This window comes from Gordonia tangerina (assembly GCF_021556435.1).
In the GTDB taxonomy this organism is placed as follows: Bacteria; Actinomycetota; Actinomycetes; order Mycobacteriales; family Mycobacteriaceae; genus Gordonia; species Gordonia tangerina.
Genome location: NZ_JAKGCU010000003.1, coordinates 216,418 through 237,815 on the forward strand (window position 1 = coordinate 216,418; position 21,398 = coordinate 237,815).

General features: G+C 66.1%; 15 protein-coding genes, 2 tRNA genes and 2 pseudogenes. 13 read left to right on the plus strand and 6 right to left on the minus strand.

Translation table 11 applies throughout. The annotated features are described in order from the left end of the window. Positions 1-17: 17 nt before the first annotated feature. From L1892_RS06220 to dnaG, 4 genes are all read left to right on the plus strand, one after another. Positions 18-1,406, plus strand: coding sequence for a glycine--tRNA ligase (locus tag L1892_RS06220; RefSeq protein ID WP_235722687.1), 1,389 nt, complete (start codon positions 18-20; stop codon positions 1,404-1,406). 212 nt (positions 1,407-1,618) lie between these two features. After that, the gene (locus L1892_RS06225; protein WP_235722688.1) at positions 1,619-2,065 is read left to right on the plus strand and encodes a cold-shock protein; all 447 of its coding nucleotides are present in this window, start codon (positions 1,619-1,621) and stop codon (positions 2,063-2,065) included. A gap of 10 nt (positions 2,066-2,075) precedes the next feature. Then, complete coding sequence (locus tag L1892_RS06230) at positions 2,076-3,359, plus strand: deoxyguanosinetriphosphate triphosphohydrolase (protein WP_372474972.1); 1,284 nt, start codon at positions 2,076-2,078, stop codon at positions 3,357-3,359. A 50-nt stretch (positions 3,360-3,409) separates the two neighbouring features. After that, positions 3,410-5,341, plus strand: coding sequence for a DNA primase (gene dnaG / locus L1892_RS06235; protein WP_235722690.1), 1,932 nt, complete (start codon positions 3,410-3,412; stop codon positions 5,339-5,341). Between the two features lie 301 nt (positions 5,342-5,642). Here dnaG and L1892_RS06240 read toward each other — a convergent pair whose 3' ends face one another. Then, positions 5,643-7,028: a cutinase family protein gene (locus L1892_RS06240; protein ID WP_235722691.1), complete on the minus strand. Its 1,386-nt coding sequence runs from the start codon at positions 7,026-7,028 to the stop codon at positions 5,643-5,645. Positions 7,029-7,474: 446 nt separating this feature from the next. Then, positions 7,475-7,551: transfer RNA gene (locus tag L1892_RS06245), tRNA-Ile, on the minus strand. Positions 7,552-7,693: 142 nt separating this feature from the next. On the opposite strand from L1892_RS06245, the pseudogene L1892_RS06250 reads away from it, so the two are divergent. The 5 genes and pseudogenes from L1892_RS06250 (at position 7,694) to L1892_RS06270 (ending at position 12,279) form a co-directional block, all read left to right on the plus strand. After that, positions 7,694-8,376, plus strand: a pseudogene (locus tag L1892_RS06250) (GntR family transcriptional regulator). Between the two features lie 109 nt (positions 8,377-8,485). Continuing rightward, positions 8,486-9,721 (plus strand): annotated as a pseudogene (locus L1892_RS06255) (amidase family protein); the annotation flags it as partial. A gap of 13 nt (positions 9,722-9,734) precedes the next feature. Beyond that, complete coding sequence (locus L1892_RS06260) at positions 9,735-10,457, plus strand: cysteine hydrolase family protein (protein ID WP_235722692.1); 723 nt, start codon at positions 9,735-9,737, stop codon at positions 10,455-10,457. 40 nt (positions 10,458-10,497) lie between these two features. Then, entirely contained in the window at positions 10,498-12,096 is a 1,599-nt protein-coding gene (locus L1892_RS06265; RefSeq protein WP_235722693.1) for a SulP family inorganic anion transporter, read from the plus strand. Positions 12,097-12,206: 110 nt separating this feature from the next. Beyond that, positions 12,207-12,279: transfer RNA gene (locus tag L1892_RS06270), tRNA-Asn, on the plus strand. A gap of 63 nt (positions 12,280-12,342) precedes the next feature. Here the strand turns inward: L1892_RS06270 and L1892_RS06275 are convergent. The 3 genes from L1892_RS06275 to L1892_RS06285 form a co-directional block, all read right to left on the minus strand. Further along, the gene (locus L1892_RS06275) at positions 12,343-13,122 is read right to left on the minus strand and encodes a potassium channel family protein (protein WP_372474973.1); all 780 of its coding nucleotides are present in this window, start codon (positions 13,120-13,122) and stop codon (positions 12,343-12,345) included. 222 nt (positions 13,123-13,344) lie between these two features. Beyond that, positions 13,345-14,079, minus strand: coding sequence for a GntR family transcriptional regulator (locus tag L1892_RS06280; RefSeq protein WP_235722695.1), 735 nt, complete (start codon positions 14,077-14,079; stop codon positions 13,345-13,347). Then, the gene (locus L1892_RS06285; protein WP_235722696.1) at positions 14,036-15,175 is read right to left on the minus strand and encodes an acyl-CoA dehydrogenase family protein; all 1,140 of its coding nucleotides are present in this window, start codon (positions 15,173-15,175) and stop codon (positions 14,036-14,038) included. The genes L1892_RS06280 and L1892_RS06285 overlap by 44 nt, the downstream gene beginning before the upstream one ends. Before the next feature lie 130 nt (positions 15,176-15,305). On the opposite strand from L1892_RS06285, the gene L1892_RS06290 reads away from it, so the two are divergent. After that, positions 15,306-16,112, plus strand: coding sequence for a hypothetical protein (locus tag L1892_RS06290; RefSeq protein ID WP_235722697.1), 807 nt, complete (start codon positions 15,306-15,308; stop codon positions 16,110-16,112). Here L1892_RS06290 and L1892_RS06295 read toward each other — a convergent pair. Continuing rightward, entirely contained in the window at positions 16,086-17,324 is a 1,239-nt protein-coding gene (locus tag L1892_RS06295; RefSeq protein ID WP_235722698.1) for a TetR/AcrR family transcriptional regulator, read from the minus strand. The genes L1892_RS06290 and L1892_RS06295 overlap by 27 nt on opposite strands. A gap of 196 nt (positions 17,325-17,520) precedes the next feature. Between L1892_RS06295 and L1892_RS06300 the strand changes: the two genes are divergently transcribed. The 3 genes from L1892_RS06300 to L1892_RS06310 all read left to right on the plus strand — a co-directional run bounded on the left by L1892_RS06300 (position 17,521) and on the right by L1892_RS06310 (position 21,394). After that, positions 17,521-18,333, plus strand: coding sequence for an enoyl-CoA hydratase-related protein (locus tag L1892_RS06300; RefSeq protein WP_235722699.1), 813 nt, complete (start codon positions 17,521-17,523; stop codon positions 18,331-18,333). A 109-nt stretch (positions 18,334-18,442) separates the two neighbouring features. Then, complete coding sequence (fadD5, locus tag L1892_RS06305) at positions 18,443-20,047, plus strand: fatty-acid--CoA ligase FadD5 (RefSeq protein ID WP_235722700.1); 1,605 nt, start codon at positions 18,443-18,445, stop codon at positions 20,045-20,047. 216 nt (positions 20,048-20,263) lie between these two features. Further along, positions 20,264-21,394, plus strand: a complete 1,131-nt coding sequence (locus tag L1892_RS06310) for an NDMA-dependent alcohol dehydrogenase (protein ID WP_235722701.1) — start codon at positions 20,264-20,266, stop codon at positions 21,392-21,394. The last annotated feature ends 4 nt before the right edge of the window (positions 21,395-21,398 follow it).

Genomic DNA, 21,398 nt, shown 5'->3' on the forward strand with positions numbered 1-21,398 from the left:
TTGGAGATCAGTTAACCGTGGCCGCCCAGTCCAACCGCGTTGAAGCCGTCGTCAACCTCGCCAAGCGTCGAGGTCTGGTCTACCCCTGCGGTGAGATCTACGGCGGAACCCGCTCCGCGTGGGATTATGGACCGCTCGGCGTCGAGATCAAGGACAACATCAAACGCCAGTGGTGGCGCACAATGGTGACCGGTCGCGAGGACGTGGTCGGCCTCGACTCGTCGGTCATCCTGCCCCGCCAGGTCTGGGAGGCCTCGGGCCACGTCGAGGTCTTCACCGATCCGCTCGTCGAATCGCTGCACACCCACAAGCGCTACCGCGCCGATCATCTGCTCGAGGCCTACGAGATCAAGCACGGCCACCCACCGGCCAACGGTCTGGCCGACATCAACGATCCCGACACCGGCCAGCCGGGCAAGTGGACCGAGCCGCGCGCGTTCAGCGGCCTGCTCAAGACGTTCCTCGGCCCCGTCGACGACGAAGAGGGCCTGCACTATTTGCGTCCGGAGACCGCGCAGGGCATCTTCGTGAACTTCAAGAACGTGATGACCACGGCGCGTAAGAAGCCCCCGTTCGGCATCGCGCAGATCGGCAAGAGCTTCCGCAACGAGATCACGCCGGGCAACTTCATCTTCCGGACCCGGGAGTTCGAGCAGATGGAGATGGAATTCTTCGTCAAGCCCGGCGAGGACGAGGACTGGCACCAGTATTGGATCGACCATCGGTTCAACTGGTACGTGGATCTGGGCATCGACCCGGAGAACCTGCGGTTGTTCGAGCATCCGAAAGACAAGCTGTCGCACTACTCGAAGCGCACCGTCGATGTCGAGTACAAATTCGGTTTCTCCGGTAACCCGTGGGGTGAACTCGAAGGTGTCGCCAACCGCACCGACTTCGACCTGTCGACCCACAGCAAGCATTCCGGTGAGGACCTGTCGTTCTTCGATCAGGCCTCGGGTGAGCGCTACACCCCGTTCGTCATCGAGCCGGCGGCCGGTTTGACCCGCTCGCTGATGGCGTTCCTGTGTGACGCCTACACCGAGGAGGAGGTGCCGAACGCCAAGGGCGGCATCGACACCCGGACCGTGCTGAAACTCGACCGTCGTCTGGCCCCGGTGAAGGTGGCGGTGCTGCCGCTGTCGCGCAACGAGAAGCTGTCCCCCAAGGCGAAGGACCTCGCCGCGGAACTGCGCAAGCACTGGAACGTCGAGTTCGACGACGCGCAGGGTATCGGCAAGCGTTACCGCCGCCAGGACGAGATCGGTACGCCGTTCTGTGTGACCGTGGACTTCGACACCCTCGACGACCAGGCGGTGACCGTGCGGGAGCGCGACACCATGAGTCAGCAGCGGGTGGCTCTGGACAAGGTCGTGGAGTACCTCGGTGGCAAGCTGCTCGGTTCCTGACCTTCGTGACACCCGATCCCTGTTGAGACCCGGAGCTTGCGGAGGGTCGTCACGAATCGATCCCTGAGGAGACCCGGAGCTTGCGGAGGGTCGTCACGAAGGGCGCGTCCAGTGCGACCTGCGGATATCTGTCATAGTTGTGGATGGAGTTGTCGTCGCACGCCCGGGCACGGGGTTCGGACTGTGGTGCGACGAGGAGAGCGAGTGAAGCGGTGACCGTCAGCGGCAAGGTCGTGCACTACGACGCAAATCGGGGATTTGGGTTTCTCGCGCCGGAGTCGGGTGGCGCCGACATCTTTTTGCACATCAACGACATCGACATCGACGAGACGGCGCTCAAACCCGGTGCCAAGGTGGAGTTCGACGTCGAGGAGACCGACCGGGGTTCCAAGGCGGTCAACGTGGCCGTGACCGAGGCCGCACCTGCCGACGAGGCTCCCGCCGGCCGTCCGCATCGACGCGAGACACACGACCACGGACGTTCGCACGGTGGCGAGCGTCCGCGGCGGTCACGGGGTTCGCTCGACGCGTCGGCTTTCACCGAAGAGATCACGGAGTTGCTGCTCGACTCCTCCGACGACCTGACCGCCGGACAGATCGTGGCGATCCGCCAGCGCATCACCGACTTCGCGGTCGCCCGGGGCTGGGTGCTTGACTAGCTCGACCAGCGTGTCTGCCATTCCGCTCACGGCCGACTACGGTGACGAGGCCGTCGAGCGATTCGTGCCGGAAGCGCCGAAGGTCGCGAGTCTGCCCGGTACCCGCACGGATCACCGCAGCGACTTCGCGCGGGACCGTGCGCGGGTGCTGCATTGCGCCGCGCTGCGTCGTCTCGCCGACAAGACGCAGGTCGTCGGACCGCGGGAAGGCGACACCCCGCGTACCAGACTCACGCACTCGCTCGAGGTCGGTCAGATCGGCCGCGGCATCGCGATCGGACTGGGCTGCGAACCGGACCTGGTGGAACTGGCCGGTCTGGCCCACGACATCGGGCATCCGCCGTACGGTCACAACGGCGAACGTGCTCTCAACGAGGTCGCTGCCGAGATCGGTGGATTCGAGGGCAACGCGCAGAATCTGCGGATCCTCACTCGGCTGGAACCGAAGTTGCTCGACGCGAACGGTCGCAGTGCGGGACTCAATCTGACCCGGGCGTCGCTGGACGCCACCCTGAAGTACCCCTGGACGCGCCGGCCGCCGGCAGTGAAGTTCGGCGCCTACGACGACGACGAGTCGGCGCTGGACTGGATTCGCAACGGCGCCGCGGCGGGCCGGCAGTGTATCGAAGCCCAGGTGATGGACTGGTCCGACGACGTCGCCTACTCCGTGCACGACCTCGAGGACGGGGTCATCGCCGATCGGATCGACCTCCGCACGCTGGCCGATCCCATCGATCAACGTGCCTTGGCCGACATCGGCGTCAAGGAGTTCGAGGGCCTCGAGGCGGGCGCACTCATCGACGCCGCTCAGCGGTTGTCCCGGATGGAGATCGTCATGGCCGCCGGTGGTTACGACGGGAGCCTCGACAGCGCGGTCACATTGAAGCGGCTCACCAGCGAACTGATCGGCCGGTTCGCGTCGGCGGCGATCACCGGCACCCGGGCGATGGTCGGGGACCGGTCGGTGTCGCGCTATGACGCCGACCTCACCGTCTCGCCGCTGGTGGCGGCCGAGGTCGCCATCTTGAAGACACTTGCGCTGCGGTTCATCTTCTCCAACGAACGACACAAGGCCACCCAGCGGCGCCAGCGCGAACGAATCCATCGCGTTGCCGACTGGTTGACCGCCGCCGCCCCCGGTGGGCTCGACCCGATCTTCGTGCCGTTCTGGCAGGACGCCTCCGATGACGCTGCGCGGCTGCGGGTCATCGTTGATCAGATCGCGTCGATGACCGAGGGCAGGCTCGAACGTTCGGACCGGCAGAACTCGGGAGCTCAGGCACACCTCGGCTGAGTGTGAGTAGGGCTGCGGCGACGCGGCGTGCACTCACTACACTGGTCGGCGTGCCAGGCCGAATTCCCGATCGTGACATCACGGCGATCCGTGAGCAGACACGCATCGAGGAGATCGTCGGTGATTACGTGGCGCTGCGCCGGGCCGGGGCCGACAGCTTGAAGGGGCTGTGCCCGTTCCACGATGAGAAGTCCCCGTCGTTCCACGTTCGGCCGAATCACGGACACTTCCACTGTTTCGGCTGTGGAGAGGGCGGCGACGTCTACAGCTTCCTGCAGAAGCAGGAGCACATCTCATTCGTCGAGGCGGTGCAGCAGCTTGCCGATCGCATCGGTTACCAGATCCATTACGAGGGCGGCGGCACCGCGATCATCCGTGACCGCGGAACCCGAGCACGCCTGGTGGCGGCCAATGCCGCCGCCCAGAAGTTCTACGCACAACAACTTCAGTCGCCGGAGGCGCAACCCGCCCGCGACTACCTGACCGAACGGAACTTCGACGCCGCCACCGCTGCGACGTTCGGTTGCGGATATGCGCCGGCCGGTTGGGACACCATGACGAAGGCGCTGCTGTCCCAGGGCTTCGAATTCAGCGAACTCGAAGCCGCCGGGCTGTCCAAGCAGGGGCGGAAAGGGCCCATCGACCGGTTCCATCGCCGACTGCTGTGGCCGATCCGCAATCTCGGCGGCGACATCATCGGCTTCGGGGCGCGCAAGTTGTTCTCCGATGACAACCTCGGCAAGTACATGAACACGCCGGAGACCATGCTGTACAAGAAGTCTCAGGTGTTGTTCGGGCTCGACCACGCGAAGAAGAACATCGCCAAGGGGCACCAGGTGGTGATCGTCGAGGGCTACACCGATGTGATGGCGATGCATCTCGCGGGCGTGACCACCGCGGTGGCCTCGTGTGGGACCGCATTCGGTGAGGACCATCTGGCGCTGTTGCGACGGTTGATGATGGATGACTCGTATTTTCGCGGTGAGGTGATCTATACCTTCGACGGTGACGAAGCCGGAAAGGCCGCGGCGCTCAAAGCTTTCGAAGGCGAGCAGAGTATCGCCGGACAGACGTTCGTGGCGGTGGCGCCCGAGGGGATGGACCCCTGCGAACTCCGGCAGGAACGTGGTGACGCAGCGGTGCGTGATCTGGTCGCTCGGCGGGTACCGATGTTCGAGTTCGCGATCAAGGCCTTGTTGGGCAGTCATGATCTCGACACCGCAGAGGGTCGCGTGCACGCATTGCGCGAGACGGTTCCGGTCGTCGCGCGGATCAAGGACGTCGCCCTGCGCGACGAGTACGCGCGGCAGCTTGCCGGCTGGGTGGGCTGGGAGGATGTGGCCCAGGTGCTCGGACGGGTACGTGAGGAGGGCGCGCGATACGCCCGGGCGACGGGCAGCGCAGCGCGCAACAGCGGGCGTTCGGGGCAGGTCACCTCCATCCGGCGCCAGCGACCGGAGGCGGCATCGGCGCCGCCCACTGCGCGACCGCTGGCCGCCGACCCGCGTTTGTGGCCGCAGCGCGAAGCGCTCAAGGCGGCACTGCAATACCCGGCCGTCGCCGGGACCGTGTTCGATTCGCTGCCGGTGCAGTGTTTCACCGAACCCGCATATGCCTCGATTCGAACGGCGATGTCCGCGCTCGGTGGCACGTCGGCCGGTATGGGCGGCGCCGAGTGGGTGGATGCGGTGCACAACGGCGTCGACGATCCGGTCCTCGGTCCGTTGGTGACCGAACTCGCCGTGGAGTCGATGCCGGTCACCGAGGACAACATCTCCCGGTACATCAGCAGCGTGTTGGCGCGGCTGCAGGAGGTCTGGGTCGGAGCCCAGATCGCCGACATCAAGTCGCGGCTGCGTCGGATGGCGCCGGGCGAGGACCCGGATGGCTACAACGCAGTGTTCGGGGACCTGGTGGCCTTGGAGGCCTATCGGCGCAGTCTGCTCGAGCAGGCCGTCGATCCCGACACCGGAGTCGGCTGACTTGTTCGGTCAGGGTGCCGCGGTCATCACGCGGCGGTCGCGTTCCTCGCGCCCGGGCGGAGCTGCTCGGGGAAAAGTGGCCGGTGCGGGTCGTCGGCGTTGAAGGTGCAACCCCCGCCGTAGGTGTGCGGGCCGCGACAACGGTCGGGTGCCGGTTTGGGCCGTCCCCAGATGTGATCGGTTCCCCGCATGTTGTGCCCCCTTCGCGACCGTGCGTTGGGAGAATTATCACCCGACCTGTCCGACCGGGCAGGTCGGCGAGGCGCCACTGTGGCGCTCCTCACCAGTCACGCCTGGGTGGTCAGGCCTGGGCGATGGCCGTCGTGAGCCATTGGGCCAGCCAGCTCACGGCGTTGTTGCCGTTGGCGTCGACGACCAGTGACCCGTAGTGAACGTGACTCTCACCGGAATAGAATTTTCCGGCCGAGACCGCGTCGGTGACCAGGGTGGCCGGGTCGGTGATCGCGTACTTCGCGACGATGCGGGTCACCGCGGTCGCCGAGTTCTTGAAGTCCGGTGACACGACCGGCATCCCGGAGCCCGCCTGCGGTGTGGCGGACACGACGCCACGGGCGACCTGGCCGAGCTCGCGGCCGAGGCGGGCGACCTCGGCGCGCGTATGCCCGGTGACCGGTAGGGTTTTGGCGCCTGCGCGCTGTCCCACCTCGGCGGCGGCCACCCAGGTCACCTGTTGGATTCGGCCCACCAGGTCGGCGGTACGTTCCACGTCGACATGGGAGAGTCCCGCCGCGACCACGGACATCGCCTTGGCGAATCCGGTCTCGTCGGGGATCAGTGCGAGAACGGCAGAGATCTCGGCGAAGTCGACCGCCGCGGCGAGGGTCACCAGGGGTCGCAGGTCGGCGTTGAGCTCGGTGGCGGTCGCGTGCGCCGCCGCGAGGTCACCATCGGCGGCTTGTGTCGGCAGCGCGGCCAACCCTGCCGCGATGCCGTGCAGATCGAGTGAGGCCAGTGTGCCGGCGGCAGTCGCCGCGCGGCGGACGGCGAGCACGGCCTGGTCCGGTGTCTTGCCCAAGGCCGACCCCAGCTGACCGAGGAATGGGTTCTGCCGCTTGTCGATCGAGCAGTAGAGGTCGGCGGGAGCGCAGATCGATGAGACCCGTCCGGCCAGCGTGCCCATGCCGGCCGGGCGTGGGTCGGCGATTCCGACACCGTCGGCTCGTGGTCCGACGACGGTTTCGCCGCGGGTACCCGCACGTGGGTCGGCCAGCAGTGCGACGGCGAGCACTTTGTCAGGGGTGACCGGGCCGATCCGGTTCCCGATCGCCGACGCGAGGTCCCCGGCAGCATCCGCGCCTTGGCTGTAGCCGGTGATCGTCACCTTCGCTGTCGGATGTCGGGCGGTGAAGTCACGCAGGACGCGGGCCGCGTTGTCCAGAGCCGTGGCCTTGCTCACTCCGTAGCTCTCTCCGTTGTCGAATGCGCGAGCGAGGTAGGGCAGGAAGTAGATGTGCGCAGAGGTGCCGTGGTCGCGACGGATGCGTTCGGCGATGGGCTTGAGGGCGCCGATCGGGGTGCTCGGATCAGCGGTCTCATCAGTCTCCCAGGTCCCCGGGATGAACAGGTTGAACGTCGGCGCACCATGCGCATCAGCGGGCGCGGGCGCAGGGGCGGTCAGGAGCCCGACGGCGACCACCGAGAGTGCCGTGAGGCCGATGATGGGCATGGACGTACGCCACCGTCGGGTGGTCGTAATGCTTTCACTTGTGTTGATTCGGAGCGACTTTCGGGGAACACGAACGGCAAGCGTCATCGAGATTTCCGCGAGTGGGGGAGGGGGAGGTGGACCGGTGGGCCGATCCGGGCAACTGAGTCGTGGTGAAGGTCGATGTGATGATCTCGAACCCTACCCCGCGCCGGTTTGGATCGGGAAACTTTCCCCCCTTTGGGTGACACCGCGCGTGTCGTCGCGGTGAACACTGTGAGTCAGGCTGGCGTGCAGAGGGTTTGGAGTTGCCCGAGTGGCCTCGTGGGGACGGTGGTGCCGGTGGGGTACCACCGAGCCGTCGCGGTTGGGCACGCGAAGTGCTGTGCCGGAGTGTCGAATCCGGCGTCGTTGACTTCGTTTGGGAAACGAACGTCCAGTTTGGTGCACCGACGTCTCGGAGTCTCTGGTGGGGCGGGCGGGGCTCGAACCCGCGACCTACGGATTATGAGTCCGCGGCTCTAACCAACTGAGCTACCGCCCCCGGCATGAGCGCTGCGCATGCCCGACGCTGCACATTACCGCACCGGCTCGCCGACCTGGTCGGCGCCGCGGCGCAACACGGCACACTAGACTGCAGGGAATCCACAGCGGATGACACGAGCACAGTGACGAACGAGGAGCGCATGGCCGGGGGCGACGGGGCGAGCGAAGACCGCGACCTCCCCGAAAGTCTGGTCGACGTGGCGGGCCGACGTATCCGCGACGCGATACTCTCCGGTGGACTCTCCCCCGGGGCGAAGATCGTCGAGGAGACTCTGTGTGCCGATCTCGGCATCAGCCGAGCTCCGGTGCGTGAGGCGCTGCGCCTGCTGGCGCAACAGGGCCTGGTCGAGCATCAGCCGAGGCGTGGTACGCGGAATGGTCTCCCCGCGACATCGTGCAGCTCTTCGAGTTGCGGCAGGTGTTGGAGAGGTTCGCGGTGGAGTCGGCGCTCCCGCTGAACGACCCGGTCGAGCAACTCGCGCCGGTGCGGGCGGCGGTCGAGGAGATGAAGACGGCCACCGATGACCTCGCCAAGGATGACGCCCATCGACATTTCCATGCTGCGGTGGTGGGTCTGGCGGGTAATCGGCAGCTCGACATCGCACTCGAGCCCATTCTGCTCAAGCTCCAGTTGCCGATGGCGGTGAACCTGCGGGCGGAGACCGTGGACCATCACGGACCCGATGACGGCTTTCGGCGTCATCTGGCAATCGTCGAGGCCTTGGAGACCAACGATCCGGTCGCCGCGGTGGCCGCGTTGCGTGACCACAAGCATCTTCAGTACCTCGATCTGGCTGCGCCGCCGGGGGATACCGCGACGTAGCTGCGGGGCGTGCACCGGTCCGTCCGCCGTCGACCCGCCTCGGCGTCGCTAACACAACCGACACACAGACGATCCGCGGCCGCCACATATTCTGTCGGCAATCGACGCTATGGAGATTGGTGGTCGGTCCCTTAGGGGACCTGCACTCGGCCCGTCCGTCGCGGAGATCCTCGCTAATCATGTGTCCGGCAGTGGGTCGCCGACACGGACTGCGCGGATCGTCGCCGACGCGATCGATGCACGCGGCGACGACGGCACTTGGCCGTCGACCGTCGGTCGCGAGGACCTGCTGGCCGCGGCGGCAGATCTCGAGAGACGTCCCGGGGCCCGGGCGCTCCCGCTCTACGGCGTCCCTTTCGGGGTCAAGGACAGCATCGACGTCGCCGGGGTGCCCACGACGCTGTCGTGTCCGGACTATGCCTACGTCCCAAAGATGACGGCGCCGGCGGTGCAGCACCTGCTCGACGCGGGGGCGCTCTATGTCGGCAAGACCAATCTCGACCAGTTCGCCACCGGGCTCAACGGCACCCGAACACCGTACACGGTGCCGCGCAGTGTGTACGGCGGACAGATGATCTCGGGTGGGTCGAGTTCTGGGTCGGCGCTCGCAGTCGCCCTCGGTGAGGTGCCGTTCGCGGTAGCGACCGATACCGCCGGCTCCGGGCGAGTGCCCGCCGCACTCAACGGGGTCCTGGGATACAAACCTTCGCGAGGGCTCATCAGCACCGTGGGGCTGGTGCCCGCGTGTAAATCCCTGGACTGCATCACCACGATGGCCGGTTGCATCGACGACGTCGACCGGGTGATGGCGGTGATGGCGGGTCGTGACGACGACGATCCGTGGTCGCGTAGCCCGGGACCGAAGTACGCCGGCGGCCCGATTCGGGTGGGTCTGCCGCCGTTGTCCGAACTGGAGTTCTTCGGTGACGAAGCCATGCGTGCGGCGCATCTGTCATTTCGGGACAGGTTGATGCACAACGGGTTCGCCGCGGCTGTCGACATCGTCGAGGTGTCGCTGGCGCCGTTTCTGGCGGCCGGTGAACTGCTCTATGCCGGACCGTGGGTGGCCGAGCGCCTGGTGGTGTTCGGTGACTTCCTCGCCCAGCGGCCCGACGCCATCCATCCGGTGGTGCGCGACATCCTGCGCAGCGGCCAGAAATACACCGCCGTCGACGCCTTCGCCGCACTGCAAGAACTCCAGCAACTGCGCGCCCAGGTTGCCCGCACATGGCGCGACCTGGACGTGCTCGTGACGCCGACCATCGGTCGCACGTTCACCGTCGAGGAGGTACTCGACCAACCGATCGAGACCAACACGATGCTCGGTCACTACACCCATTTCGGCAAAGGCTTGTCCCGTGGCCCAACCCGTGACCATCGCCGCCCTACCCGCACCGCTGCACCTCGACATCGCACGTACCGCTCTGGTCATCATCGACATGCAACGCGACTTCCTGCTGCCGGGTGGTTTCGGCGAGACCCTCGGCAACGATGTGTCGCGGCTACAGCAGGTGGTCGCACCGTTGGCCGAGCTACTCGCCGCCGCGCGTGCGGCCGGGATGCTGGTGATCCATACGCGCGAAGGTCACCTGCCGGATCTGTCCGACTGTCCACCGGCCAAGCTCAACCGCGGGACGCCGGCCAAACGGATAGGCGATCCCGGTGCATACGGCCGGATCCTGATTCGGGGCGAATACGGCCACGACATCATCGACGAGCTGGCGCCGGTCGGTGGCGAAGTGGTGATCGACAAACCCGGTAAAGGCGCCTTCTACGCCACCGACCTCGACACCGTGCTCGCCGAACATGGCGTCACCCAGCTCCTCGTCACCGGCGTCACCACCGAGGTGTGCGTGCACACCACCACCCGCGAGGCCAACGACCGCGGATACGAATGCGTCGTCGTATCCGATTGCGTCGGTTCGTATTTCCCAGAGTTCCAGCGAGTGGGCCTGGAGATGATCGCCGCGCAGGGCGGGATCTTCGGCTGGACCGCGCCGAGCGGCGTGCTCGTCGCCGCCCTCACCGATCAGCCGGCAGCGTCGCCGACGTCACCTGTGCCCGGCTCCGCAGTCTCCTGAAGCGGGCACGTCACCTGTTGCCGAGAGGATCGAACCACCGATGAGTACCACCACCGACCCCGCTCCGCCCGCCGACCCGGCGTTGTCGCCGGCGCCACCGCCCGTTCCGTGGTGGACCCGCGGTGACACCAACGCGTTCTTCGGACTCGGATTCAACATCCTCGTCAACGTGCTCACGCTGACGGGGCTCATGATCGCTGTCGTCCAGATTCCCGCCGGCGACGTACTGGGCACGGTGCTGCCGGCGCTTGGCGTCGCGCTGATACTCGGCAACCTGTACTACACATTCCTCGCGCGGCGACTCGCCAAGCGCGAACGGCGTACCGACGTCACCGCGTTGCCGTACGGACCCAGCGTGCCGCACATGTTCATCGTGGTCTTCGTCGTGATGTTGCCGGTCTATCTGACCACCAACGATGCGATGCAGGCCTGGGAGGCCGGGCTCGCGTGGGCGTTCATGATCGGTGTGATCGTGATGATCGGCGCGTTCGTGGGGCCTTACGTACGCAAGCTGACGCCGCGCGCGGCGATGCTCGGCACGCTCGCGGGTATCTCGATCACGTTCATCGCCATGCGCCCGGCCGCCCAGATGTGGGAGGTCGCCTGGATCGGTCTGCCGGTGTTGGCGATCATCTTGATCGGTTTCTTCACCGACGTGCGGCTGCCCGGCAACATTCCCGTCGGGCTGGCCGCACTGTTGGTGGGCACCGCGATCGGCTGGATCGGCGGCTACATGTCGGTGCCCGATCTCGAACAGGCCGTCTCCGACATCGCGGTCGGGATTCCGGATCAACGCTTCGACATGTTGTTCTCCGGACTCGGTGACCTCGCGCCGCTGCTCGGTACCGCCATACCGCTGGGCGTCTACAACTTCACCGAGGCGATGAGCAATGTGGAGAGCGCAGCCGCGGCAGGCGACAACTACAACCTGCGCAGTGTGCTGTTGGCCGACGGTGCAGGCGCCTGTGTCGGCGCGGCCTTCGGTTCGCCGTTTCCGCCCGCGGTCTACATCGGACATCCTGGCTGGAAAGACGCCGGCGGTCGGGCCGGCTACTCGTTGGCCAGCGGGGTGGTGATCGGGGTCCTCTGCTTCGTCGGCCTCTTCGGTGTGTTGGAGGCGTTGCTCCCGGTTCCCGCGATCGTGCCCATCCTGCTCTACATCGGTCTCCTGATCGGTGCGCAGGCATTCCAGGCCGTTCCCAGGATTCATGCGATCGCGGTGGTCGCTGCGATTCTGCCCAATCTCGCCGAATGGGGCCGGGGAATGATCGACAACGCGCTGAGCGCGGCGGGCACGACCGCCGCGGAAGTCGGCGCTGAGGCGCTCGGCAACGCGGGTCTGGTCTACGACGGCCTGAAGACGCTGGGCGAAGGCGCGGTCCTCGTCGGCCTGGTGTTGGGCACCATCGTCACCTTCATCCTGGACAAGAAATTCCACTTCGCCGCGATCGCTTGCGCCGTGGGTGCGGTGCTGTCGTTCATCGGGCTCATTCATGCGCCCGAGGTGAGCTGGGCGGCCGCCCCGGAAGTCGCACTGGGCTACCTCTTCTTCGGTCTGGTGTGCATCGCATACTGGTTCCTGCCCAACGCGCGGACACCCCGCACCTTCGACGAGGCGGACGTCGTGGCCGGGCACTGACCTCACACGGTTCGGCTTCATGCGGGTACGGGGCGCCGGAGAACGGGCGTGCAGGCGTTTTGTTCTCCGGCGCGTCCATGCGCTAGAGTCATCACTCGGTTCGAGAGCATTCCCCCATAGCTCAATTGGCAGAGCATTCGACTGTTAATCGAACGGTTACTGGTTCGAGTCCAGTTGGGGGAGCAACACAATCCCCCGTCACCTGCACCAGGTGGCGGGGGATTTCGGCTCTCCGGGATGCCCGGATCAGACCTCGGCGGCCTCGCGGTGGCGCGCCAGATCACGGCGCAGTTCGGCCACCTCGGTGCGCAGCGTCTGGATCTCGGCGGACGTCGCCGCCGCGTTGGCCTCGTCGTCGTCGGCGACACGCTGGACGATCCACGACGCGATGGTGGCGGTGACGACACCGATCACACTGATCCCGCCGAGCATGAGCAGTCCGGCGATGACCCGACCCGTCGTGGTGATCGGGTAGTAGTCGCCGTAGCCGACGGTCGTCACCGTGGTCATGGACCACCAGAGGGCGTCGCCGAAGGAAGTGATGGTGGCATCGGGAAGGCGGCCCTCGGTCTCGTAGATGGCCAGTGATGCCACGTAGATCAGGAGTAGGGCGCTGGCCGCCGTGTAGATCACCACGCGGCCTCGGATGGCGCCGCCGAGCGCCTTTTGCAGCACGGTGATGAGGATCAACAATCGCAGCAGCCGGAGTGGGCGCAACATCGGCAGGACAACGATCGCCAGGTCGGCGAGATGGCGCCAGAACCACGACCAGCGATCGGGGGTGATGGCCAGGCGTACGACGTAATCGATCGCGAAGCAGGCCCAGGAAGCGAAGATGACGACGTCGAGCACTGTGTTCATCGTCTCGCCGGGATCGGCGAGCACCTGCAATGAGTACGCGGCGAGGAACAGCACCGCCATGGCCACGAGGGGCCACTCGGCGCGTCGTTCCCACCCGGCGAGCGGGTCATGTCCTCCGACGGCAGATGCCCGGCGCTGGTGCGCGGCGGTGTCGGCGGTGTCCATGTCGAGTGCACCTTTCGTCTCGTCGGGGCACCGCGACGTGATGAGGTCGCGGCGGGTCTCGCGGGACCTCTCAAACGACCGCGCCGCCCAGGGCGGGGCAGGTCGTCGGGGGTGACCTGCCCCGCCCTGGGCGGCGCACTTCCAAAGACTACCCGACGCGGACGAATACCTCAGCCGGGCGGCCCCGGCGCGTCGTGTGCAGTCGGCGCTCGGGTGATGGGCTCAGCTCTGTTCATCCCAGATGCCGGTGGCCTCCAGGTGTCTGGTCAGGCGTGCGGCACCGTCGACGAACTGTCGTCGCGTCTGCTCGACCACCTGGGTTCGGTCTCCGGACCGATACGCCTCGATGAGCTTCGCATGCGAATCCACCGCCACCTCGCCCCATTCCGGGTCGGTCGCGTACAGCTGCGCCGGGGTGTACCGGGTGGCGCTGAGCAGGAACCAGGCCAGTTTGCCGCCCGACGCGATCAGATTGTGCACGCGGTGGAAGTCGAACTCCGCGCTGGCGACCTGACTGCCGTCACCGGAGGTCAACGCGCTGCGCAGCTGTTGGTTGTGCCATTCGAGGTCGGCGATCTGCTCGGGGGTGATCGCGTCTGCGGTACGCAACGCCAGTTTGACCGCGATCTCGCCCTGCAACCAGAACAGGTCCTCGACATCGGTACGGCTGAGTTCGGCGACGATGTAGCCACGGTGCGGCGCGAGGTTGACCATGCCCTCGCCCCGTAGGGTGAGCAAGGCCTCACGGACCGGCGTCACACTGACGCCGAGCCGCTCGGCCGTCTCGTCCATGCGGACATAATCACCGGGCCGCAGCGTGGCGGTCATGATCTGCTCACGCAGGTGGGCGGCGACCTCCTCGGAGAGCTGTGGCCGCCGGCGCAGACGTGGCGACGTCGAGCGCGCCGGACCCTCAGAGCCCGTAGGTCTTGCCGATGATGTCGCGCTGGATCTCATTTGTGCCACCGTAGACGGTCGAGATGATTGCACCGCGCATCAAACGCTCGGCGTCGAACTCGGTTGCATAGCCGTAACCACCCATCATCTGCATCGCGTCGATCGTCATCCGCTTCGACGTCTCGGTCGCCTTGAGCTTGGCCATCGAGGCCTCGCGCGGCAACAGCTTGGTGGGGTTGTCATCGGCCTGCCGGGCCACCGAGTACACCAGCTCCCGTGTGCACTCGATCTCGGTTGCGAGGTCGGCCATCCGGTGGCGCAGCGCCTGGAAGGTGCCGATCGGTCGACCGAACTGCTTACGGTCGGTGATGAACGCCAGAGTGTCGGCGAACGACCGTTCGGCCACGCCGAGTTGCATCGCGGCAAGGATCAGACGCTCGGTGTTGAGTCCGGCCATCAGCTGGTTCCAGCCATTGCCCACCTCGCCGACGACGGCCGAATCGGGCACCTCGCAATCGGTGAAGTACAGGTCGTTGACCTCACGGCCGCCAAGGGTGTCGATGCCCTTGATCTCCAGACCCGGAGTGCCGGCGGGGATGTGGAATTGGGTCAGGCCCTCGTGCTTCTTGTCGGTTTTCTCGGTCCGTGCGATGAGCAGGATGGACTTGGCGAAGTGTGCATTGGAGCACCAGGTCTTCTGCCCGTTGATGACCCAGCCGCCGTCGACCTTCTCGGCCCGGCACGACAGATTGGCGACGTCGGAGCCGGCCTCGGGCTCCGACATCGAGATGGACAACGAATCGCCGTCGACGACGCCGGCCAGCACATTCTTCTTCAGCTGTTCGTCGGCGAACTTCTCGTAAGCGGCGGCAGTGATCAGGGTCGGGCCGATGCCACCGATCGGCGCGTTCCCGCGCATCGCCTCCTGCAGCAGGATGCACATCTCCACGTTGCCCGCGCCGGCGCCGCCGAAGTCCTCGGGAACCACGATGCCGGTCCACCCGAGAGCGGCCATTTTTCCGTAGAGCTCGGGCGAATGTAGTTCCGCACCGTTGTCGGTGAGCGCGTCACGTTGTGCACGGGTACCGGCTTCGCGTTGGCAGAAATCGGCGACGGCCTTGGCAAAAGCGGTCTGTTCGTCGGTGAAGGACACCATTGCTTGATCTGGCCTTTCGTGAGGATCGGGTGAGCGATGCTCGATGTTGGGCTAGAAAGTATCACATCAAATATATGTAAGCAGGATAGCGGTGACCTACAACACAATCGATGCCCGCTACATTGGTCGCATGCCAAAGTCTCAACGGCCGACCTCGACCGACGAAGGCGGCGTCGACGTCGCAGCGGCTGCCGATTCTGCCGGCACTGACTCGTCATCGGTCACCGGTCGCGACCTCGATGATTCCCGGACGACGGAGGACATCACCTCTCTTGATGGCGATGACTTCCTCGCCGTCAACCGCTCGAAGCGCGACCGGCTACGAGCCGAGGCCGAGTCCAAAGGAGGGCGGCGCGGGGGTCGATCACGTGGCGGGTCGGATTCGGCCGACCGGGTTCCCGGAAGGGTTGCCACCGGCGGCGGGGGCCGCGGCACGCGCATCGCCTTGATCATTCTGGTCGCGCTCTCGGCGCTACTGGCCGTGACTACGGCCTACTTCGCCTACGCCTGGGTGCAGGCCGAGGATCGCGCCGACGCGGCGGGGCCGTCGGCAGCCACTCGCTCCGAGGTCATGCGCATCGCGCGGGATTATGCGGCCACGGTCGCCACCTATGATCCGGCTCGCTATGACGATCTCGACCGTCGCATTCGCGAGATCTCCACTCCGGAATTCGCGAAGACCTACATCACCTCCTCGGCGGATGCGCGGCGCGGCAACGCCTCGGTCAGTGGCACTTCGCGGGCGGTTGCCAATGATGCGGGCGTGGAGTCATTGTCCGACGGCACCGCGGTCGTGCTGGTGACACTCGATCAGACGGTCACCTCTCCGGAAGTGAGTTCGCAAGTGCCCGAGGGTATCCCATACCAGTCTCGGGTCAAGGTCACGTTGGAGCGACGCGACGGCCGATGGCTACTGGCTGATCTGGACACCGTCTGATTGCCTGGGGGCGTGGTCGGCCAGGAGTAGCCGCAGTCCCAGGCTGCTGACGCGCTCGGCCGAGGGTCGACGGCGGGGGCGGGTCAGGTCCATCGTGACATTGAGTGCTGCCTGAACCAGAAAGCGTGCCTGCACCGGAGTCAGCTCGGGTCGATCGCGGGTCAGCCAGCCTGCCCACTCCTCGACGTTGATCCGTTGCTGGGCGCGCAGCTCGGTGCGCTGGCGCGGTTCGATGTTTCCGATCTCGCTGGCGTAGACGGCGAGGATGTCGTTGTTTGTGCAACACATGTCGCAGTAACCGGTCACCAGCGCGACGATCGCCTGTCGGGGGGTGGCGGCGCGCGCGAGCGCATCGGAGATCATCGCCGTGACGCGGTCCGATGCGCGCCAGAACGCGGCCTGCAGGATCGCGGCCTTGCTCTCGAAATGGCGGTACACGCCGGACGGGGGCAGATCGGCGGCGCGCGCGATGTCGTCGATGGTCACCTCGCGGAATCCGCGGGCGGCGAAGAGTCGGATCGACTCAGCCAGCAGCACCTCACGTTTCGACGTGGGGGACAGCCCGCCGGCGGGTCCGATCCTCGGAGTGGATTCGGGCGGGAGCTCCACATCCGTCAGTGACATCGCGGCGTCGGTGATCAGCGTCACGATCTGTCGTGCGGCCAGGACCGTCCGGTGAGTGGCGGGACTGGCGACTGCGCTGGTCATGGCGGCGGTGATGAGATCTGCTGCGGCACCGTCGAGATCCGGACGGCACGCATACAGGACGCTGCGTATACGACGATGCTGGTCGACCACCACCGTCCGGACATACCGGGCGTCGTCGTCGACGAGGTAGTCGGCCTCCCAGTGGTAGATCCCGCCGGTCCGGCGGTTGTCCACGGCCGCTGCCGTGAGTGCGCCGAGCAACCCGCGCAGCTCGCCGGCGGGGTCTTCGGGCGACGACGGCACCGCGGCGGTTGCTGCTGCCAGGGCGCCGGCCAACGAGCGCGCGGTCTCGGCGAAAAGCGCGTACTTGTTCGGAAAATGCCGGTAGAGCGCGGGCGCGGAGATGCCCGCGGCGTCGGCGATGTCGTCGAGACGCACGGCGTGATACCCGCTGTCGCTGAAAGCCTTCGCGGCCACGCGCAGGATGACATCGCGCCGATCGGCCGGCCGGCGCCGTGGCTTGCGGCCCTGCGGGGCAGCCGGAGTCGACGAACGTGAAGCCATGGGATGCGAGCTTAGCCGGAGTCGATCTTCTCCACCCGTGATTTCTTTGTTTGGGACAAAAGTCCAGGAAAAAGGGTATTTCCGTAAAGGAAAGTTAATGAGTATTCTCGTGATCTAGGTCGCACTGTGGTAGTACTGTGGGCGTCGATCCACCCGTGACAGGCGAGGGCGACAAAGCTGAGGAGTGAGGCGAACAGTGAGCGAACACGACGCTGCCGTGGACGAAGTGCGGGCCGAGGTCGACGCACGAGGGGTGGCCCGGATCGAGATCGACCGGCAGCATCGGATGAATGCGCTCAACGGCGCAGCCACCCGCACGATCATGGACGCGCTCGGCGAGTGGTCCCAGCGCGATGACGTGCGGGTGGTCATCATCGACGGCGTCGGCGGCAGCTTCAGCACCGGCGCCGATGTCATCGACATCGCGCAGACCGCGGGCGGCAACCCGACCGGTGGCCTCGATGCCACGCAGGCCCGGGGCGTCATCTCCGGCGGCTCCGAGCTCGCCCGTGCAGTGCGTGCGGTCCCGGTTCCGGTCATCGCGTCGGTGGACGGGCCGGCGGTCGGCATCGGTGCATCGTTGGCGATGGCCGCGGACCTCGTCTATGCGACCGAACGGTCCTACTTTCTGCTGGCCTTCATCAACATCGGACTGATGCCCGACGGCGGGGCATCGATGCTGGTGGCCTCCTCGATCGGGCGCGCGCGTGCCAACACCATGGCGCTGTTGGGTGAAAAGCTGCCGGCTGCGGAGGCTTTCGGTGCAGGGCTGCTCAGCGGGCTGGTCGCCGACCGTGCCGCGCTCGACGCCACTGTCGACAAGGTCATCGGAAAGCTGGCCGGCACGTCGACCAGCGCGCTGCGATTGACCAAGGCGGCGCTCGACGCCCACACGATGGGTGACTTCGAGGCCGCGCTCGACCGGGAACTCGACGGGCAGACCGAGCTGCTGCAGTCCGCCGAGTTCCAGGCTGCGATGGCGGCCTTCGCGGGCAGCGCCACATCCTGACGCGTCGGACCCTCGGCCGTGTCGCCGACCGCCACCCGACCGACATCGACACCAGCACAACACCCAACGCGACCTGCGAGAGCGGCGCACGACTGGAGGAGTATCCCCAATGACCGCAACCATCGACCCGGCCAGCGATCTGACGACCGAGCCACTGCGGTCGCGGCGTAACCACTGGAACAACCAGGTGCGTCGGCACGCCTTCATGACACCGGACGGGCCCGCGCTGAAGTTCCTCGGTCAGGTCACGACCTGGCGTGAGCTCGATGAGCGCACCCGGGCATTCGCCGCCGCGCTGAACCGCCGGGGCGTCGGATTCGGCGACCGCATCCTGTTGGTCATGCTGAACCGCACCGAGTACGTGGAGGCCACACTCGGTGCCAATCTCATCGGTGCGATCCCGGTCCCGGTCAACGTCCGCATGAGCCCCGCCGAGATCGCCTTCCTCGTGTCCGACAGCGGCGCGAAGGTGATCGTCACCGAGTCGCTGCTCGCACCGCTCGCCGACGCCGTGAGCGCGTCCACCGGAGCGATCGATTCGCTGATCGTGGTCGGCGACACCGACAACGAGGCACATCTCAAGTACGAGGAACTGATGGCGGAGGATGCCTCGGAACTTCCCGAGATCGACATCCCCGAGGAGACCGTCGCGCTCATCATGTACACCTCGGGTACCACCGGAAAGCCCAAGGGCGCCATGCTGACCCATCAGAATCTGCAGGCGCAGGCGGTGACCTGTCTGCAGGCGCTGCAGACCCGGTCCGACGACATCGGTGCCTGCGTCGCGCCGATGTTCCACATCGCCGGCCTCGGTGCGATGACCCCGCTGTTCTACATGGGTGCGCTCTCGGTGATCCACCCGCTGGGCGCCTTCGACCCGAACGACATGCTCGACACCCTCGAGCGTGAGGGCACCACCTCGATCTTCCTGGTGCCCGCACAGTGGCAGGCGGTGTGTGCCGCCCAGCAGGCCAAACCACGTGACCTGAAGTTGCGTGTGATCAGCTGGGGTGCGGCGCCGGCATCGGACACCGTGCTGCGGGCCATGAGTGAGACCTTCCCGGATGCGCTCAACGTGGCCGTCTTCGGCCAGACCGAGATGTCGCCGATCACCTGTGTCCTCGAGGGCAAGGATGCGCTGCGCAAGATCGGGTCCATCGGCAAGGTGGTGCCGGCCGTCACCGCACGCGTGGTGGACCCGGAGATGAATGATGTCAAGCGCGGCGAGGTCGGCGAGATCGTCTACCGCGGACCCAACATGATGAAGGGGTACTGGCAGAATCCGCAGGGCACCGCGGATGCCTTCCACGGTGGTTGGTTCCACTCCGGCGACCTGGTGCGCGAGGACGAGGAGGGCTTCCTCTACGTCGTCGACCGTGCGAAGGACATGATCATCTCCGGCGGTGAGAACATCTACTGCGCCGAGGTGGAGAACGCGCTGTTCGGCCACGACAAGATCGCCGAGGCCGCGATCATTGGTCGCGCACACGAGAAGTGGGGTGAGGTGCCCGTCGCGGTGGTGGTGCTCGCCGAGGGTGTCGACGACCTCACGCTGGAGGAGATGGAGCCCTATCTCAACGAGAACCTGGCCCGGTTCAAGCATCCCAAGGATCTGGTCATCGTCGACGAACTGCCGCGCAACGCCGGCGGCAAGGTTGTCAAGCCTTCGCTGCGGTCGTCCTACGGCAGCAAGGATGCCGGCCTGGCCAACTGAACACGGTTGTGTGGGTAACCACACGGGGAACTGACATCCACGCTGGTTGTATCCACCGTGGATGTCAGTTCCCTTTGTGGTTTGTGGAGCGCCGAATACCAGACTAGAACACGTTCCATTTTTCCGGGAAAGTGACTAGGGTCTCTCCTAGATCGTCCACGTCTGGCGGGGGGCGATTCACGTCAGACGAGTCGTAGTCGGAAGTGGAGGAAGTCAGTGAAGACCAAGGGTGCGCTGCTGCGCGAGAACAACAAGCCGTGGGAGATCGAGGAGATCGAGATCGGTGATCCCCAGCGCAGCGAGATCAAGATCAGGATGGAAGCGGCCGGCATGTGCCACTCCGACCATCACCTGATGACCGGTGGTATCCCGATGGCGGGCTTCCCGATCCTGGGAGGCCACGAGGGCGCCGGTGTGGTCGAGGAGGTGGGGGAGGGCGTCACCGACTTCGAGGTCGGCGACCACGTGGTGCTCTCCTTCATCCCGTCGTGTGGAAAGTGCCCTTCGTGCAAGGCGGGTCTGGCCAACCTGTGCGACTTCGGTGCCATGCTGCTGCAGGGTGAGGCCGTCTCTGACAACACCTTCCGCATCCACACCGCCTCGGGTGAACCGGTCTATCCGATGACTCTGCTCGGTACGTTCTCGCCCTACATGGTGGTCCACGAGGCGTCCGCGGTGAAGATCGACAAGGACATCCCGTTCGAGGTCGCCGCGCTGTGCGGCTGCGGAATCCCGACCGGATACGGATCTTCGACCCGTAGCGGTGACGTCCGGCCCGGTGAGGATGTCGCCATCGTCGGCGTCGGGGGCGTGGGGACCGCGGCGTTGCAGGGTGCAGTCATCTCCGGTGCGCGCAATGTGATCGCGATCGATCCCGTGGAGTGGAAACGCGAGCAGGCCATGAAGTTCGGTGCCACCCACGCGTTCGCCTCGGTCGAAGAGGCGGCGATGAGCATCGCCGAACTGACCAACGGGCACATGTGCCACAAGGTGATCGTCACCGTTGGCGAGGTACACGGCAAGGACGTCGACACCTGGATGGGCATCACCGCCAAGGCCGGCACCTGCGTCCTCACCGGCATGGGCAACATGATGGAGAGCGAGGTCACCCTGAACCTCGCGATGCTGACCCTGCTGCAGAAGAACTTGCAGGGCACCATCTTCGGTGGCGCCAACCCGAAGCTCGACATCCCGCAGCTGCTGTCGATGTATCGGATGGGCAAACTGAACATCGAGGACATGATCACCCGTCAGTACCGTCTGGACCAGATCAACGAGGGATACCAGGACATGCTCGACGGCAGGAACATCCGGGGTGTCATCCGCTACACCGACGAGGACCGCTGACGCG

Bases quoted from the DNA above. Each gene is read 5' to 3' on its own strand.
- L1892_RS06240 (WP_235722691.1), bottom strand. From the start codon at position 7,028: ATGCCCATCATCGGCCTCACGGCACTCTCGGTGGTCGCCGTCGGGCTC.
- L1892_RS06265 (WP_235722693.1), top strand. From the start codon at position 10,498: ATGAGTACCACCACCGACCCCGCTCCGCCCGCCGACCCGGCGTTGTCG.
- L1892_RS06275 (WP_372474973.1), bottom strand. From the start codon at position 13,122: ATGGACACCGCCGACACCGCCGCGCACCAGCGCCGGGCATCTGCCGTC.
- L1892_RS06280 (WP_235722695.1), bottom strand. From the start codon at position 14,079: ATGAGATCCAGCGCGACATCATCGGCAAGACCTACGGGCTCTGAGGGT.
- L1892_RS06285 (WP_235722696.1), bottom strand. From the start codon at position 15,175: ATGGTGTCCTTCACCGACGAACAGACCGCTTTTGCCAAGGCCGTCGCC.
- L1892_RS06290 (WP_235722697.1), top strand. From the start codon at position 15,306: ATGCCAAAGTCTCAACGGCCGACCTCGACCGACGAAGGCGGCGTCGAC.
- L1892_RS06295 (WP_235722698.1), bottom strand. From the start codon at position 17,324: ATGGCTTCACGTTCGTCGACTCCGGCTGCCCCGCAGGGCCGCAAGCCA.
- fadD5 (WP_235722700.1), top strand. From the start codon at position 18,443: ATGACCGCAACCATCGACCCGGCCAGCGATCTGACGACCGAGCCACTG.